This window comes from Micromonospora citrea (assembly GCF_049629545.1).
Taxonomy (GTDB): domain Bacteria; phylum Actinomycetota; class Actinomycetes; order Mycobacteriales; family Micromonosporaceae; genus Micromonospora; species Micromonospora citrea_A.
The window spans coordinates 80,759-95,750 of record NZ_JBNADX010000014.1 but is presented as its reverse complement, the minus strand read 5'-3'; the positions used below and the strand labels follow the sequence as shown (position 1 = coordinate 95,750).

Sequence of the window (14,992 nt, the reverse complement as noted above, 5' to 3'; positions counted from 1 at the left end):
GCGCCCGACCCGGTGCCCGGGTCGGGCGCCGTCGTCGCTCACGCCGCGAACCACGCCTCGAACGGCGCCGGGGTCACCGCCTCGCCGTCGAGCAGCACCCGGCGCACGCTGTCGTCACCGACCACGCTCACCCGCCCGACCCGCAGCGGGCCGTCGGTGCGTACCCGCAGGGTGTCGCCGTCGCGCGTCGCCTCGATGACGGTGTCGCCGTCGACGTCGTGGATCACCGTCCGCGCGTCCACCCCGCCCCAGCTGAGCAGGGTCACGTCGTGGAACGGCCCGTCCCAGATCCGGTCGGCCGGCGCGACCACGGGGATCAGCGCGCCGTGGCGGACGTACAGCGGCAGCCGGTGCAGCGGCACGGTGACCCGCAGGTGCCGTCCGCCGGGGTGCCGCTCGCCGGTGACCGCGTCCACCCACTCGTCACCGGCCGGCAGGTAGAGCCGGCGCTGCCCGGACGGGTCGGTGACCGGGGCGACGAGCAGGTCGGTGCCGAGGCGGTACTGCAGGTCGCTGGTCCACGCGGTCGGGTCGTCCGGGGTGTCGACCAGCAGCGCGCGCATCATCGGCGCGCCGGTACGGGCCGCCTCCACCGCCGCCGAGTACAGGTACGGCAGCAGCCGGTAGCGCAGCCGCAGTGCGGCCACCGCGTCCCGCTCGGTCTCGGCGGGGAAGTCCCAGGGCAGTCGGCTGGTGGTGCCGTGCAGCCGCACCAGCGGCGAGAGCGCCCCGAACTGGGTCCAGCGGACGTAGAGCTCCGGCTCGGGGGTGCCGTGGAAGCCGCCGGTGTCGTGGCTCCAGAACGGCACCCCGGACAGCCCGTGCGACAGCCCGCCGCGCAGGGTGCTGGCCAGCGCGGGCCAGGTGGCGTTGACGTCCCCGCTCCACTGGGCGCTGTGCCGCTGCCCACCCAGGTACGACGAGCGGGCCCAGACCGTACGGTGGCCGGTGATCTCCTCGGTGACGTCGGCGACCACGTCGTTGAACATCAGCGCGTACACGTTGTGCAGCTCGACCCCGGTCATCCCGTTGTGGGCGACGGCGTCGGCGGGCACCCCCTCGGCGAAGTCGGTCTTGAACACCGCCGCGCCCTGTTCCAGCAGCGGCCGCAGCAGCCCGCTGAACCAGCGCACCGCCGCCGGGTTGGTCAGGTCCACGATGGCGCAGGCCGGATAGCTGCCGTGCCAGACGTCGGCGACGTAGGTGGAGCCGTCGGCGCGGCGCAGGAAGTAGCCGGCCTCGGCCGCCTCGGCGTACAGCGGGCTGCCGGTCATCAGGTACGGGTTCATCCACAGGCACACCCGGAAGCCCTGGTCGGCGAGGGTCTTGAGCATCCCGGTCGGGTCGGGGAACGCCTCGTCGTCCCAGCGCAGCTCCGACCAGCGGCCGGCGACCTGCCAGTAGCAGTCCAGGTGCAGCACGTCGCAGGGGATGCCGCGCTCGCGGATCAGCCGGGCCCGCTCCAGCACCCGCTGCTGGCTGTCGGGGAAGAAGCCCGAGGAGATCCAGGCGCCGAACGCCCACTTCGGCGGCAGGTACGGCCGGCTGGTCAGGGCGTCGAAGCGGTCCAGCACCTCGGCCGGGGTGGGGCCGGCGAGCACGTAGTAGTCGAGCAGGTCGTCGGGGACGAGGATCTGCACACTGCTGTGGGTGGACTGGCAGACGTCGAACTGCACCGGCAGGCCGCTGTCGACGAGCACGCCGTAGCCACGGTCGGAGAGGTAGAGCGGCACGTTCTTGTGCGAGCGGTCGGACTCGCCGCCGAAGGCGTCGAAGTTCCACATCAGGGCCCGCTGGCCGCGCTTGTCCAGCGGGGTGAACTTCTCGCCGAAGCCGACGAAACGTTCGTCGCCGGGAGCGACGAAGCTCTCGTGCCAGGCGACGGGAACGCCGTCGGCGTGGGAGCGGCCGAACGGCAGGGTCCGCCGCCGGCCGCTGATGTCCCGGGTGCCCGCATCCTGTTCGACGAGGAGCCGGCCGTCGGCGCTGCGGAAGCGCAGCCGCCACGGGTCGAGGCGGATCTCGGCGACCACCGCGCCGGCATCGACGGTGACCAGGGTCGATGTGACGGTGACCTCGGCCGGATGGGCGCTCGGGTGGACCAGCGGCAGGGCCCGGGCGGAGCGGCTGCGGGCGGCGAGGTCGTCGGCGAGGCGTACCCGGATCACGCCGTCGCCGGCGGCCTCCACCCGCGCCACCAGCGTGTCCCCGTCGGAGGTGGTGGCGGTGAAGGTGACGCCGTGCGGGTCGGTCCCGCCGACCTCGGCCCGGGTGACGACGGCTGCCCCGTGCTCGCCGGGGGCCCGCACGGGCAGGTCGGGCGGGTCGGCCACGAAGGTCTCGTACGGGACCAGTGGCGGGCGGTAGGGCATGGGGTCTCCTCTGCGGGTGGTGCGTCCGGCGGTCCCGCCAGTTTCTTTGGCTTCCCAACAAACTGTCAACGACCTCTGATCTGGGTTGTCCGCACGCTCGCCATTGACATGCGCAAACGTTGTTCATAATTTGGACGCCTACTCAACAAAGTGGACGGGGCGTGGGTGCATGTGGGGCGACGGCCGGCTCTGCTACGGCGGCGACTGGAACCCGGAGCAGTGGTCGCCGCAGGTGTGGCGCGAGGACGTCGCGCTGATGCGCCAGGCCCGGGTCAACCTGGTCAGCGTCGGCGTGTTCGCCTGGTCCCGGCTGGAACCGGCCCCCGGCCGGTACACCTTCGACTGGCTCGACGAGGTCCTCGACCTGCTGCACGACGGTGGCATCCGGGTCGCGCTGGCCACCCCCACCGCGTCGCCCCCGCCCTGGTTCTCCCTGGCCCACCCCGGCGCGCTGCCGGTCACCGCCGACGGGGTACGGCTGCACCACGGCAGCCGGGACACCTACTGCGCCGCCGCGCCCGCGTACCGCACCGCCGCCCGCCGCATCACCGAGGTGCTGGCCGACCGGTACGCCACGCACCCCGCGCTGGCCATGTGGCACGTGCACAACGAGTACGGCACCACCTGCCACTGCGAGCACGCCGCGACGGCCTTCCGCAGCTGGCTGGCGCAGCGCCACGGTGACCTCGACGCGCTCAACGCCGCCTGGGTGACCAGCTTCTGGAGCCAGCACTACTCCGACTGGGCGCAGATCAGCACCCCGCGCGCCACCCAGTACCTGGCCAACCCCGGCCAACTGCTCGACTTCCGCCGCTTCTGGTCGGACACCCTGCTCGCCGCGTACGTCGAACAGCGCGACCTGCTGCGCGCGGCCAACCCCCGGGTGCCGGTCACCACCAACTACGTCCTGGGCGGCTGGGTGCCGGTCGACCACGCCCGCTGGGCGCGGGAGGTGGACCTCGTCGCCATCGACCACTACCCGTCGGCCGTCGACGGCGGCGCGGAGGAACAGACCGCGCTCGCCGCCGACCTCGCCCGGGGCTGGGCCCGGCACGGCGCCGGCGACGGCACGGCGCCGGCCTGGCTGCTGATGGAGAGCGCCCCGAACCACATCTACACCCCGGGGCGGATGCACACCAAGGAGCCCGGGCGGATGGCCCGGCACAGCCTGTCGCACATCGCCCGCGGCTCCCGCGGGGCGATGTTCTTCCAGTGGCGCGCCCCGGCCGGCGGAGCCGAACGCTTCCACTCCGCCCTGGTCCCGCACGCCGGCCCGGACAGCCGGGTGTTCCGCGAGGCGGTGCGGCTCGGCGGGATCCTCGACCGGATCGCCGAGGTCGACCCCGGTGTGGTCGAGGCGTCCGTCGCGATCGTCTGGGACGCCGCCAGCGGCTGGGCGTTGCAGCATCCCGGCCTGCCCTCGGCGTCGCTCGACCACCACGCCGAGGTGTCCGCCGCGCACCGGGCGCTCTGGCGGGCCGGGTACGCCTGCGACGTCGTCGTCCCCGGCGATGCGGTCGAGGCGTACCGGCTGCTGGTGCTCCCGGCGCTCTACCTCACCTGCGACGCCACCGCCGACTGGGTACGCCGGCACGTGCGCCACGGCGGACACGTGCTGGTCACCTGGCTCAGCGGCGTCGCCGACGAACACGCCCGGGTACGCCTCGGCGGCTACCCCGGCGCCCTGCGCGACCTGCTCGGCCTGCGGGTGGAGGAGTTCCACCCGCTGGCCGAGGGGGAGCAGGTGCTGCTGTCGCGGGGCGGGACCGGGCGGGTGTGGTCCGAGACGGTGCGCCCCGCCGGCGCGGAGACGGTCACCGCGTACGTCGGTGGGGTGCTGGACGGGCTGCCGGCGGTGACCCGGCACCGCTACGGCGCCGGCACCGCCTGGTACGTCTCCACCCGCCCGGACGACGAGACGTACCGTCGGTTGATGGTCGAGGCGGCCCGCGCGGCCGGCGTCGGCCCGGTCTGCCCGGCCGCGCCGCCCGGCGTGGAGGCGGTACGCCGCCGCGCCGGCGAGGCGAGCTGGCTGTTCCTGGTCAACCACACCGACCGGCCGCAGCGGATCCCGGCCGACGGGGTGGACCTGCTCACCGACACGCCGGTCGACGGCGAGGTGGTGGTGCCGGCCGGTGGCGCCGCCGTGGTCCGCGAGGCACCCGACTGACCGCCGCTGCCCGCACCGCCCACGGCTGCGGGACTGCCCGCGCGCGCCGTGCTCCACGATCGGCCCGGCGGGACACCACCCGGGGGCGGTCAGGGCGTCGCGACGGCGGCGCGGGAGCGGTCGGCGGCGATCCGTACCGCCAGGGCGGCCAGCACGGTGCCCATGACGTAGCGCTGCGCCCGCGCCCAGCCCGGCCGGCGGACGAGGAACGTCGACACCGACCCGGCGGTGAGCACGATCAGCGCGTTGACCGTCAGGGCGATCACGATCTGGGTGAGGCCGAGCAGCAGGCTCTGCACGGCCACCTGCCCGCGCGCCGGATCGACGAACTGCGGCAGCAGCGACACGTACAGGATGGCGATCTTCGGGTTGAGCAGGTTGGTGACCAGGCCCATGGTGAACAGCCGCCGGGGCCGGTCCGGCGGCAGCGGCGCGGGGGTGAACGCCGAGCGCCCACCGGGGCGCAGCGTCCGCCAGGCCAGCCATCCCAGGTACGCCGCACCGGCCAGCTTCACCGCCGTGTACAGCGGCGGCACCAGCACGAACACGGTGGCGATGCCGGCCACGGCGGCGGCCAGGTAGACCAGGAATCCGGCGGCGACCCCGAGCAGCGACACCAGCCCGGCGCGCCGCCCCTGGGTCACCGACCGCGACACCAGGTAGACCATGTTCGGCCCGGGCGTGAGCACCAGACCCAACGCCACCAGCCCGATCCCCACCACCGCACCCACCGTGACCATCGGCGCCCCCGCATCCGTCGTTCCCGGCCCGACCCTACGGCCGTGGCCGCCGCCGCCGCAGCGGCCAATTCGGGGCTGCCGGCATCGACGGTGACCGGCCACACTGCACACATGTCCATGACGCTGCGCGCCCCGGCCACCGCGGACGCCCCCGCGCTCGTCCTGCGCCCGTGGCGCGACGACGACGTCGACGCGCTACTGCGGGCGCACCGGGATCCGACCCTGCGGGCACGGGTGCGCGAGCCGCTGACCACGCCGGCGCAGGCCCGCCGGTGGGTGGCCCGCAGCCGGCAGGGCTGGGCCGCCGATCGACGGTTCTGCTTCGCGGTGTGCGAGGTCGCCGGCGACGCCGAGCGGCTGGTCGGCACCATTCTGCTCAAGGAGGTCGTGCCCGGCCGGTCGACGGCGGAGGTGGGCTACTGGACGGTTGCCGAAGCCCGCGGGCGCGGCGTGGCCCCCCGCGCGTTGGAGGCGGTCACCGGGTGGGCCTTCCACCGCTTCGCCGCGGCCGGGCTGACCTGCCTGGAACTGCTGCACCAGGTCGACAACCCGGCCTCCTGCCGGGTGGCGGAGAAGACCGGGTACGACTTCGTCGAGGTGCTGCCGGCCCGGCCGCCGTTCCCACTCGACGGGCACCGGCACGTACGCCGGCACGCCCACTGACCGCCCTCGACCTCACCGTGGCGGCGCGTCGGCCCGCCCGCCCGCCGGGCCGAGCAGGCGCTGCAGCAGCCGGGGCTCGCCGGGCCACGCGGCGAGCAGCACCTCGCGGGGCACCTGCCGGCCGGCGTAGCGCAGGGCCAGGGCCACCACCACGATGTCGTCGAGGGGGCCGATGACCGGCAGGAACTCCGGGATGAGGTCGATCGGGCTGGCCACCCAGAGCCCGGCCAGGACGACGGCCACCTTCGCCCGGCGGGGCACCCGGTCGTCGGCGCGCAGCCGGCGCACCGTGGTGAGGCAGTCGGGGATGAACGCCGCCAGATCCCGCAGGACGCCCGGGGGCAGCCGGCGGGCGAGCAGCACCAGCAGCCCCCAACTGGCGACCAGACAGGCGACCGCCACGCCGAGCCCCACCAGCCAGTCCCGCACCGCTGCCTCCTCCACCGCCTGCCCGGAATGTACGCCGTCGCGGCGGGCCGGGGAATGTCCGCCTGCTCGGCGGCGCTGAACCATGCCGACGTGGTGGCTACCGTGGGGGCGGAGGTGTGGGTGATGGTCGACGGTTGGGAAGCGGCGGTCGAGGCGCAGATCCGCTCCGCGCAGCAGCGCGGCGAGTTCGACAACCTGCCCGGGGCGGGCAGGCCGATCCCCGGCCGGGGCCTGCCGTACGACGAGTCGTGGTGGATCAAGAGCTTCCTGGAGCGCGAGGCGCTCCCCACCGACCTGCTCCTGCCCACGCCCCTGCAACTGCGCCGCAAGGTCGAACAGGTGCCCGACGAGGTCCGCGACCTGCCCACCGAACAGGCGGTGCGGGCCTTCGTCGCCGTGCTCAACGCGGAGATCATCGCCTGGCTGCGTAATCCGTCCGGGCCCCGGGTGGTCGTCCGCCCGGTCGACGCCGACACCGTGGTATGGCGGTGGCGGGAGGACCGGCAGCGCGTGGCGCAGGAGCGGGCCGCCTCGGCGAGTCGTGAGGACGTGGCGCCCAGCGTGCAGGTCCGCCGCCGACGGTGGCTGCCCTGGCGCCGGCGTTGAGCTGACGCCGGCCTCGATCGGCCCGTCGCCGCGGACCGCCTCGGGTGCGCGGTCGTGGCGAACCTGATCGCCTCCGCCGGCCGGGGCAGTTCCGGGGTCGAGGAAGATCGGGACAGCGGTTAGCGGTAGAAACAATCTTGGTGGGAGGCCTGCCGCAGCGGAGTGAATCGACGTACGTCGTTGCGCTGTTCCCGTTGAGCTCCTGTCTGATGGTCAGGTGGCCGCGTACGAGCGGTTCGTCGGTGAGCTGAGCCGTTCAGAGGGCGAAGGCCGGCACATTCACGTGAGCCGCCGCACGCTGGGCCGGCCCGCCGACCGCGACAGCCGGCGGGCCGGATGGTACGGGCCGCCCCACGGCGCAGGTCATCGCGCCGTGGGGTGGCACCTTATGCCCGCTCGGGTGACAGCGGTGCGGCGGTGACGACAAGGAAGGTGAAGTCCTCGCGGGCCTTGGCGTCGATGGGCAGGGGCAGGCGGATGCGCCCGGAGTCGACCATGCCTCGCACGGCGGGACGGCTCAGGCCGAACCCGGCGGTGAGCAGCTTCTCGACCCGGACGGGTGCCGGAAGCTCGAACCTGATGATGACCTCGAGCGGCGCGGCATCCTCGCGCTGGAGGTCGTAGAACGGTACGTCGGTGTCCAACTGCCAGGTGCCGGTCCAGTCGAGCTGGTAGGCGGCCTTGTGGGCGAGCGACGCGTCCATGGTCAGCTGTCGCACCATGGCCGGATCGTTGTTCTCGAACCTCAGTAGCCGCTCGTTGTCCAGCGCCCGCACGTTGACGCGCTCGTGGACGGGGATCTTCGACGTGCGGCCGCACAGGTCGCAGCAGATCAGCAGCCACACGTCGAGCAGCTTGTGGTTCGCGTTGACCCGGATCTTCCCGGTGGGACGGTGACGAGTGGACCTGCACGACACGCAGGCTTTGACGATGGTCGGCAGTCCGACCTCGCTGACCACCCACAGCGCTTTGCGGTCGATGCCGGGTCCGCGACCGTCGGCCGGCACGCGGACATGGCGGGAACTATTCATGGCTTCGGCGATTCCAGGGTCTAGGCAGGAGGCGCCCGGCAGCGCGATGGCGCGCCGGGGTGCCTCCCGGATCCAGTGGCGGGCAGCCGGTGTCTCGGCGCGGAGCACGCCGGCTGGCGCGACGTCGCAGATCACGTCGCGTGAAGGAAGCCCGCACCGGTCACCCGGTGCGGGCTTCGAGCGGCACGGCGGAACGAGACGGGGAGGTGACTCGAACCCGCCTCGATCGCGCACGTGCGCCACTGGTCACTGATCCATGCGCGTCAGCATGGTCAACCCGCGGGCCGCCGGGCAACGGATTTCCGCGTGGCCCCGCCGCCGGGGGGCGGGAAAACCCGCTGTCGGTTGTGGAACCGGGTGGTACAAAGCCGCGGTGGAAGAGACTCTGGAGTTCGCCGACCTGTTGCGGCTGATGGACGAACGATCGGCCGCTTTCCGGGCGGCGGTCGCCGCGGCACCCAGCCTCGACGTGCGGGTGCCGACCTGCCCAGAGTGGACGTTGTTCGACCTGGTGCAGCACCTGGGCGAGGGGCGCCGCAAGTGGGCCGCCATCGTGGCCGCAGGGCCCGCCGACGTTCCTCCGGCGATGTCCGCCCCGGTGGCGCCCCGGGAGCGCGAGGCCCTGCTGGCCTGGTTCGCCGCGTCGACGGGGGAGCTGCTGGACGCGTTGCGGGAGGCCGGCCCGGATCGTGGTTGCTGGACGTGGTGGGGTCCGTCGCAGTCGCCGCAGACCACTGGAGCCGTCGCCCGGCACCAGCTCCAGCAGGTCGCCGTGCACACCTACGACGCCCAGGTCGCCGTGGGCGCCCCGCAGCCGCTGCCGGACGAGGTGGCCCTCGACGGTGTCGACGAGTTCCTGACCACCTGCGTCGCGACGACGGCCGCGTGGCCGCACAAGCCCGCGGTCATCGACTACCACGCCACCGAGGGCCGTTCCTGGCGGCTCTGGCTCTCCGCCGACGGCGCCCGGACCGCCCGCCTCCCCACGCCCGCCGCCGGCGAGGGCCCGGAGGTGGCCGATGTCTGCGCCCGGGGCACGGCCAATGAGCTGGTCATGTTCTGCTACGGCCGCATTCCGATGGACTCGCTGCGGCTCGACGGCGACCGGCGCGTCTTCGACCATCTGATCGCCTGGGAGCCGGAGGACTAGGACGCGACGACGGACCCACCGCCCTGCGCCGGCCTCGGCCTCAGCGCACGGCGGCGGGTCCGCGGCCCGTCACTCGTAGCGGTATTTCAGCGAGTCCGCCTCCACCTGTCAGCGCTAACCGCTGTACCGCCCTTCCTCAACCCCCAGTTCCTTGCGGGTGCCTGCTATCGCCGACGCGTCCGCAGCACGCAGGTCAGCATCGGGAGGGTGAAGTCGCCGGCCGCCGTCTCCGGCCGGTCGGCGAGGAAGGCGCGGATGCGCCCGAGCGTGACCTGCCGTTCCTGCTCGGGCATGACCAGCGTTCCCGCCCTGGTGGCGAGGGTCGCCACCAGCGAATCGGCGGTGCGGCGCTGCCCGTGCGGGAATTCGGTCTGCTCCGGTGAGCCGAACCGGGCCGCCCCGCCGGCCTCCGGTAGGTGCAGCCGTGCCGTCTCGACGCGCCAGCTGGCGGGCGTGTCACGAGGACCGATGACCGCGCTCCCGCTGACCCGCACCAGTCCGGCGACCCAGTCGACCCGGTCGTCCATGACGTTCCACAGGCCGGCCAGGACGCCGCCGGGTGCCAGGACCCTGGCGATCTCGGGTCCCGCGACGGCCATGTCGAACCAGTGCATGGCGTTGCCCGCCAGCACGGCATCGACGGACGCGTCCGGCAGCGGCATGGCCTCGGCGCTACCCGGCAGTGCACGGACCTCGGGCAGTGCCCGGCGCAGCTCGGTCAGCATCGCCGGGTCAGGCTCGACCGCGGTGACCTCGGCGCCCACCGCGACCAGCGTGGCGGTGAGCTTGCCGGTTCCGGCGCCGAGATCGAGCACCCGCAGGCCGGGTGCGGGTTCGAGCGCCCAGCGCACCGCGGCGGGCGCGTAGTCCGGGCGGTGCTCGGCGTACGCGGTCGCCGCCGCACCGAACGACGAGGCGTGGCGGAGCCGCTCGGTCTGTTCCACGCGCTCACCCTATTGCGGCCACGCAACCTTGCGCCGAGGCGTGGGGCGATCTCCCAGTCCGACCAACCGAGCCGATTATCAGATTGCCGGTAATGATATTCCGGTAATTCCTGCGGACATAACGGGCGAATCGAGAGCGCACCATAATGTCTGTTCTGTTGTTCCCCTGAGTCGACGCGGTTCCGAGGAGCGGACCGCTGCCCTGCCGGTACGCCGTGGCGCTTGACCTTGACCCTCGGGCAGACCCCAGCCTGGGTCGTGCCGGTCGAGGTGGCCGGCACGAGGAGGATGTCGACGTGGGGTTGTTGACCATCGGGGCGTTCGCCAGGGCGGCGCGGCTGACGCCGAAGGCGTTGCGGCTCTACGACGAGTCGGGCCTGCTGGCGCCGGCTGCGGTCGATCCCGAGTCCGGGTACCGGTTCTACGACCCGGAGCAGCTGCCGAAGGCCCGGCTGATCGCCCAGCTGCGCCGCATCGGCATGCCGCTGGCCGAGATCGGGGCGGTCTGCCGTCTCGATCCGCCGGCGGCCGCCGCGGCGATCGAGGCGTACTGGGTGCGGGTCGCCGCCGACACGGCTGCCCGCCGACGCATCGCCACCTTCCTCGTCGATCACCTCTCAGGAAGGGGCACCACGATGTCCGACCCGAACCAGACGCTGACCTTCCGTCACGCGGTCCACTGTGTGGCCGGAGCCGTCCGGGACAGCAACGAGGACGCCGCATACGCCGGTGAGCGACTGCTGGCGGTCGCCGACGGGCTGCGCGGCCCGGGTGGCGCGGCGGCCAGCGCCGCCGCGATCGACGCGCTGCGGGCACTGGAACCGACCGAGGCGCCGGTGGGGGACCTGCTCGCGTCGATGGCCGGCGCGCTCGCCGACGCCGACCGCACCGTGCGCGAGGCGGCGGTCGACGACCACCAGCCCGTCACCACCCTGACGGCGATGCTGCGCTCCGGGTCCCAGCTGGCCCTGGCGCACATCGGTGACACCAGGGCCTACCTGCTGCGCGCCGGCGAACTGTCCCTGCTCACCCGGGACCACACCTACGTCCAGTCGCTGGTCGACCAGGGCCGACTCGACCGTGCCCAGGCCGCGACGCATCCGCAGCGCGCCCTGCTGGTACGGGCCCTGGGCGCGGGCGGACACCAGGTCGAGGTGGATCTCGCGCTGCGTACCGTCATGGCCGGCGACCGTTACCTGCTCTGCTCGGACGGGCTGTCCGCCGTCGTCGACCATGCCACGCTCCGGGCCGTCCTCGCCGCCGAGGTCGACCCGGAGCGCCTCGTGCGACGCCTGGTCGAGGCCGCGTACGAGCAGGGGGCGCCGGACAACATCGCCTGCGTCGTCGCCGAGGCCGTCGCGGCGTAGGGCGGCCGGTCGTCGCTGTCCGTGCCGGGCGCCACGGCGACGGACAGCGACGACCCGGCGCCGTCGTGGCCTCGCCTCACCGCCACGCCCCGGCTGCCGCCGCCCGGGTGACGTAGGACTCGAAGTCGCGCGGCGGGCGGCCCAGCACCCGGTGCACCGCGTCGGTGACCTCGGCGGTCGCGCCGGCGCGCATCAGGTCGAACATCTCCCGCAGGTATTCGGCGTCCTCGACCGGGAAGCCCTGCGCCACGAGCGCTGCGCCTGATGCACGACGAGCCGGCCCGCCCGTGGACGGTGGCGCAACTGGCGTCCCGGGTCGGCGTCTCGCGGGCCGCCTTCGCCCGCCGGTTCACCACGGTCGTGGGGCAGCCGCCGCTGGCGTACCTCACCCGGTGGCGGAGGGCGTGAGCCCCAGCGTCCACCGGTCCCGTCGGTAGCCGCCCGGCCGGCGTGAATCGCCTCGCCGGCTCCGACGCGGCCCGTTACGGTGCGGTGGTGCATGACGCGGAGTTCACCGACCCCCGCCTCGTCGCCGTCTACGACGCCGAGTGCGGCTGGTCCGCCGACGACGACTTCTTCCTCGCCGAGGTCGGCGCCGTGCCGCTGCGGGTGCTGGACTTCGGCTGCGGCACCGGTCGGCTGGCCCTGGCCCTGGCCGCGGCCGGGCACACCGTCACCGGCGTGGATCCGGCGAGCGGGTCGTTGACCGCAGCGCGGGCCAAGCCGGGCGCGGAGCGGGTCGACTGGGTCGAGGGCAGCCGGGAGGTGCTGCCGGTCGGGGCGTACGACGTGGCGCTCATGACCAGCCACGTGGCGCAGTTCCTGACCGACGACGGGCAGTGGCGGGCGACCCTGGCGGCGCTGCGGGCCGCGCTGGTCGACGGTGGGCGGCTGCTGTTCGACTCCCGTGATCCGGCCGACCGACGCTGGCAGCGGTGGAACCCGGTCGACTCGCGTCGCCACGTACCCCTGTCGGACGGCCGCACGGTGCGGGTCTGGACGGAGGTGACCGCCGTACGCGACGGCGGCCTGGTCGAGTTCTGCCGGCACTACCGGTTCCCCGGCGGCGAGCGGCTGCGCAGCCGGTCGGTGCTGCGCTTCCGGGACGAGACGCGGCTGCGTACGGACCTGGTCGCCGCCGGGTTCCGGGTGGACCGCGTCCACGGCGGCTGGCACGGCGAGGCGGTCGGCACGGGCGGGGACGGCGAGTTGGTGGTGGTCGCCACCGCCGGGTAATTCGGTGGGGTCGTGGGGTGCCGGCCACTAGCCTGCCCGGAATGATCGTCAGGGACTTCGTGGAGACCGACTGGCCGGCCGTCGAGGCGATCGTCGCGCAGGTCGTCGCCGCCGGCGACACGTTCCCGTACGACCCGGCCTGGCCGGCCGAGGTGCTGCGCGAGGTGTGGGTGGAGGCCCCGCCGGGGCGGACCGTGGTCGCGGTGGACGGCGATCAGGTGCTGGGCACGGCGAAGATGGGCCCCAACCGGCCCGGTCCGGGTCGGCACGTGAGCACGGCCAGTTTCATGGTCGCCGCCGACGCGCGCGGCCGTGGGGTCGGGCGCGCGTTGGCCGAGCACGCCCTGGCCTGGGCCCGCGCCGAGGGGTACGCGGCGATGCAGTTCAACGCCGTGGTGGAGTCCAACGAGGTCGCGGTGCAGCTCTACCGGCGGCTCGGGTTCGCCGTGATCGGCACCGTGCCGGAGTCCTTCACGCATCCGCAGCGGGGCCGGGTCGGCCTGCACGTCATGCACCGCTTCCTCTAGACCGGCGGGGTCACCGCGCGGGCGCGGCCGGTGCCAGGATGGGCCGATGAGCGAGGAGCCGATCGACCTGGCGAGCGCGCTGGCCGCGTTCGACCAGCTGTGGAGCCCGCGGATCGTCACCCGGGTCAACGACTACGACGTCCGCGTCGCCAAGGTGGCCGGCGAGCACGTCTGGCACGCCCACGACCACACCGACGAGTTCTTCCTGGTCCTCGATGGTGAGTTGCGCATCGCGCTGCGCGAGCCGGCCGGGGAGCGGACGGTGGTACTGCCCCGGGGCGCGGTGTTCGTGGTGCCGCGTGGCGTGCAGCACCGCCCGTCGTCGGCGCGGGGCGCGTCGATCCTGATGTTCGAGCCGGCGGGCACCTCCAGCGTGGGGGACCGGCACGAGGATGTCCCCGACCACGTGGACGCCACGACCGGGCACACCCTCTGAGCCTCACCACGCGGGCACGGCCTGCGAAGCCGTGCCCGCCGCCTCGGCGCCCGGCCAGGTGAGCCGGCGTACGCCGGCACGGCGGCGGTGCCGCCGCGACGAGCACCGCCGCCACGACCAGCGGCGCGGCAGGTCCCCGGGCCGGCCTCGCTGCACGCCGAGCGCGGGGCCGACGGAAAACACGTGGCGGTGCCCGTACCCCGCTGGCAGGGTGGCGGGCATGACGGCGCAGGCTCTGGCGGGTGCGCTCGCCGACGACGGACGCCGGCGGGTCTTCGCGGCGATCGTGCTCGACGGCGGCGACATGGCGGCGGTGGCCGCGCGCACCGGGCTGCCCGCGCGGCAGGTGGCGACGGCGGTACGGCGTCTCGCCGACGCCGGCGTGGTCATCGACACCGGCGGTGAGCTGCGGGTCGACGTCGACCTGCTGCGCGAGGCGGCACGCACCGCCGGGCCGCCGGGCCGGAGCGAGGATCCCGCGCAGCGGGTGCTGCGCATCTTCCTGCGCGACGGGGTGCTGGTCGGCCTGCCGGCGCAGCGGGGCCGGCGGCGGGTGCTGCTCGCGCACGTGGCCGGGTCGTTCGAGCCGGGCGTCCGTTACCCGGAGCGGCGGGTCGACGAGATGCTGCGGCGCTGGTGCGACGGGGGCGGCACGGACCATGTCACGCTGCGCCGTCACCTCGTCGACGAGTGCCTGCTAGCCCGGGAGCAGGGCGTCTACTGGCGGATCGGCCCCTGATCGTCCGTCGGCGAGACGATCCGGATCCGGACGGTCTTGTTAGCCTCGGGGCATGACCTCGAGCTCGCCCGGTGGCACCCCCGACCTGATGTTCCTGCTCGCGTGGGCCAGCAACGCACTCCTGATGGAGCACGGCGCGGGTGTGGCCGAGCTGGGCATCTCGCCGCGGGGGCACTGCGTGTTGCTCAAGGCGCGCCCCGGCGGTCTGACCCAGCGCCAGATCGGTGAGCTGTGCGGCATCGACAAGACCACCATGGTGGTCACCCTCGACCATCTCGAAGCCGCCGGCCTGGTCCGCCGTCGGCCGTCGCCGACCGACCGTCGGGCCCGCCTGGTGGAGGTGACCGTCGAGGGGGAGAAGGTGCTCGACCGGGCGCAGGAGATCGCCGCCGCGCTCCAGCAGGACGTGCTGTCGACACTGCCCGAGGCGGACCGTGCGGTGTTCCTGCGCTCGATCAACAGCCTGGTGGCCGGCCGGCTGGCCGGTGGTGGGTGTGGCCCGGGCAGTCGCCCGGGCTGCTAGTTCAAGTCGAGATAGTTCGGGTCAAGACTATCTGGTACGGTCGTATACGTTCGTCCGCC

The 14,992-nt window shown here is 73.9% G+C and carries 16 protein-coding genes and 1 pseudogene; 11 read left to right on the top strand and 6 right to left on the bottom strand.

Annotated elements, in window-relative coordinates; all coding sequences use genetic code 11:
- Positions 1-38: 38 nt before the first annotated feature.
- Positions 39-2,372, bottom strand: coding sequence for a TIM-barrel domain-containing protein (locus ACPFP2_RS16915; protein WP_424090130.1), 2,334 nt, complete (start codon positions 2,370-2,372; stop codon positions 39-41).
- 169 nt (positions 2,373-2,541) lie between these two features.
- Between ACPFP2_RS16915 and ACPFP2_RS16910 the strand changes: the two genes are divergently transcribed.
- Positions 2,542-4,542, top strand: a complete 2,001-nt coding sequence (locus ACPFP2_RS16910) for a beta-galactosidase (protein ID WP_424090129.1) — start codon at positions 2,542-2,544, stop codon at positions 4,540-4,542.
- A gap of 89 nt (positions 4,543-4,631) precedes the next feature.
- On the opposite strand, the gene ACPFP2_RS16905 is transcribed toward ACPFP2_RS16910, so the two are convergent.
- The gene (locus tag ACPFP2_RS16905; RefSeq protein WP_424090128.1) at positions 4,632-5,282 is read right to left on the bottom strand and encodes a LysE family translocator; all 651 of its coding nucleotides are present in this window, start codon (positions 5,280-5,282) and stop codon (positions 4,632-4,634) included.
- A 111-nt stretch (positions 5,283-5,393) separates the two neighbouring features.
- On the opposite strand from ACPFP2_RS16905, the gene ACPFP2_RS16900 reads away from it, so the two are divergent.
- On the top strand, positions 5,394-5,945 hold the full coding sequence (locus ACPFP2_RS16900; RefSeq protein ID WP_424090127.1) for a GNAT family N-acetyltransferase: 552 nt from the start codon (positions 5,394-5,396) through the stop codon (positions 5,943-5,945).
- 12 nt (positions 5,946-5,957) lie between these two features.
- On the opposite strand, the gene ACPFP2_RS16895 is transcribed toward ACPFP2_RS16900, so the two are convergent.
- Positions 5,958-6,374 (bottom strand): YkvA family protein, encoded by a 417-nt coding sequence (locus tag ACPFP2_RS16895; RefSeq protein ID WP_424090126.1) that lies wholly within the window; start codon positions 6,372-6,374, stop codon positions 5,958-5,960.
- Between the two features lie 90 nt (positions 6,375-6,464).
- Here ACPFP2_RS16895 and ACPFP2_RS16890 point away from each other — a divergent pair, with 90 nt between their 5' ends.
- Positions 6,465-6,980, top strand: a complete 516-nt coding sequence (locus ACPFP2_RS16890) for a DUF1992 domain-containing protein (protein ID WP_424090125.1) — start codon at positions 6,465-6,467, stop codon at positions 6,978-6,980.
- A 386-nt stretch (positions 6,981-7,366) separates the two neighbouring features.
- On the opposite strand, the gene ACPFP2_RS16885 is transcribed toward ACPFP2_RS16890, so the two are convergent.
- Positions 7,367-8,146, bottom strand: a complete 780-nt coding sequence (locus ACPFP2_RS16885; protein ID WP_424090124.1) for a DUF1062 domain-containing protein — start codon at positions 8,144-8,146, stop codon at positions 7,367-7,369.
- A gap of 238 nt (positions 8,147-8,384) precedes the next feature.
- Here ACPFP2_RS16885 and ACPFP2_RS16880 point away from each other — a divergent pair, with 238 nt between their 5' ends.
- Entirely contained in the window at positions 8,385-9,161 is a 777-nt protein-coding gene (locus tag ACPFP2_RS16880; RefSeq protein ID WP_424090123.1) for a maleylpyruvate isomerase family mycothiol-dependent enzyme, read from the top strand.
- A 164-nt stretch (positions 9,162-9,325) separates the two neighbouring features.
- Here the strand turns inward: ACPFP2_RS16880 and ACPFP2_RS16875 are convergent, their stop codons facing one another.
- On the bottom strand, positions 9,326-10,105 hold the full coding sequence (locus ACPFP2_RS16875) for a class I SAM-dependent methyltransferase (protein ID WP_424090122.1): 780 nt from the start codon (positions 10,103-10,105) through the stop codon (positions 9,326-9,328).
- A gap of 296 nt (positions 10,106-10,401) precedes the next feature.
- Between ACPFP2_RS16875 and ACPFP2_RS16870 the strand changes: the two genes are divergently transcribed.
- Positions 10,402-11,472 (top strand): MerR family transcriptional regulator, encoded by a 1,071-nt coding sequence (locus ACPFP2_RS16870; protein ID WP_424090121.1) that lies wholly within the window; start codon positions 10,402-10,404, stop codon positions 11,470-11,472.
- Positions 11,473-11,548: 76 nt separating this feature from the next.
- Here the strand turns inward: ACPFP2_RS16870 and ACPFP2_RS16865 are convergent, their stop codons facing one another.
- Positions 11,549-11,722, bottom strand: coding sequence for a hypothetical protein (locus ACPFP2_RS16865; RefSeq protein ID WP_424090120.1), 174 nt, complete (start codon positions 11,720-11,722; stop codon positions 11,549-11,551).
- On the opposite strand from ACPFP2_RS16865, the pseudogene ACPFP2_RS16860 reads away from it, so the two are divergent.
- The 6 genes and pseudogenes from ACPFP2_RS16860 to ACPFP2_RS16835 form a co-directional block, all read left to right on the top strand.
- Positions 11,722-11,871 (top strand): annotated as a pseudogene (locus ACPFP2_RS16860) (AraC family transcriptional regulator); the annotation flags it as partial. The gene ACPFP2_RS16865 and the pseudogene ACPFP2_RS16860 overlap by 1 nt on opposite strands.
- Positions 11,872-11,967: 96 nt before the next feature.
- Positions 11,968-12,708, top strand: coding sequence for a class I SAM-dependent methyltransferase (locus ACPFP2_RS16855; RefSeq protein WP_424090119.1), 741 nt, complete (start codon positions 11,968-11,970; stop codon positions 12,706-12,708).
- A 41-nt stretch (positions 12,709-12,749) separates the two neighbouring features.
- On the top strand, positions 12,750-13,235 hold the full coding sequence (locus tag ACPFP2_RS16850) for an N-acetyltransferase family protein (protein WP_424090118.1): 486 nt from the start codon (positions 12,750-12,752) through the stop codon (positions 13,233-13,235).
- Between the two features lie 46 nt (positions 13,236-13,281).
- Entirely contained in the window at positions 13,282-13,671 is a 390-nt protein-coding gene (locus tag ACPFP2_RS16845; RefSeq protein ID WP_424090117.1) for a cupin domain-containing protein, read from the top strand.
- A gap of 220 nt (positions 13,672-13,891) precedes the next feature.
- On the top strand, positions 13,892-14,410 hold the full coding sequence (locus ACPFP2_RS16840) for a DUF2087 domain-containing protein (RefSeq protein ID WP_424090116.1): 519 nt from the start codon (positions 13,892-13,894) through the stop codon (positions 14,408-14,410).
- A 52-nt stretch (positions 14,411-14,462) separates the two neighbouring features.
- Positions 14,463-14,933 carry a MarR family winged helix-turn-helix transcriptional regulator gene (locus tag ACPFP2_RS16835; RefSeq protein WP_424090115.1) on the top strand — a complete coding sequence of 157 codons (471 nt, stop codon included), beginning with the start codon at positions 14,463-14,465 and terminating at the stop codon, positions 14,931-14,933.
- The last annotated feature ends 59 nt before the right edge of the window (positions 14,934-14,992 follow it).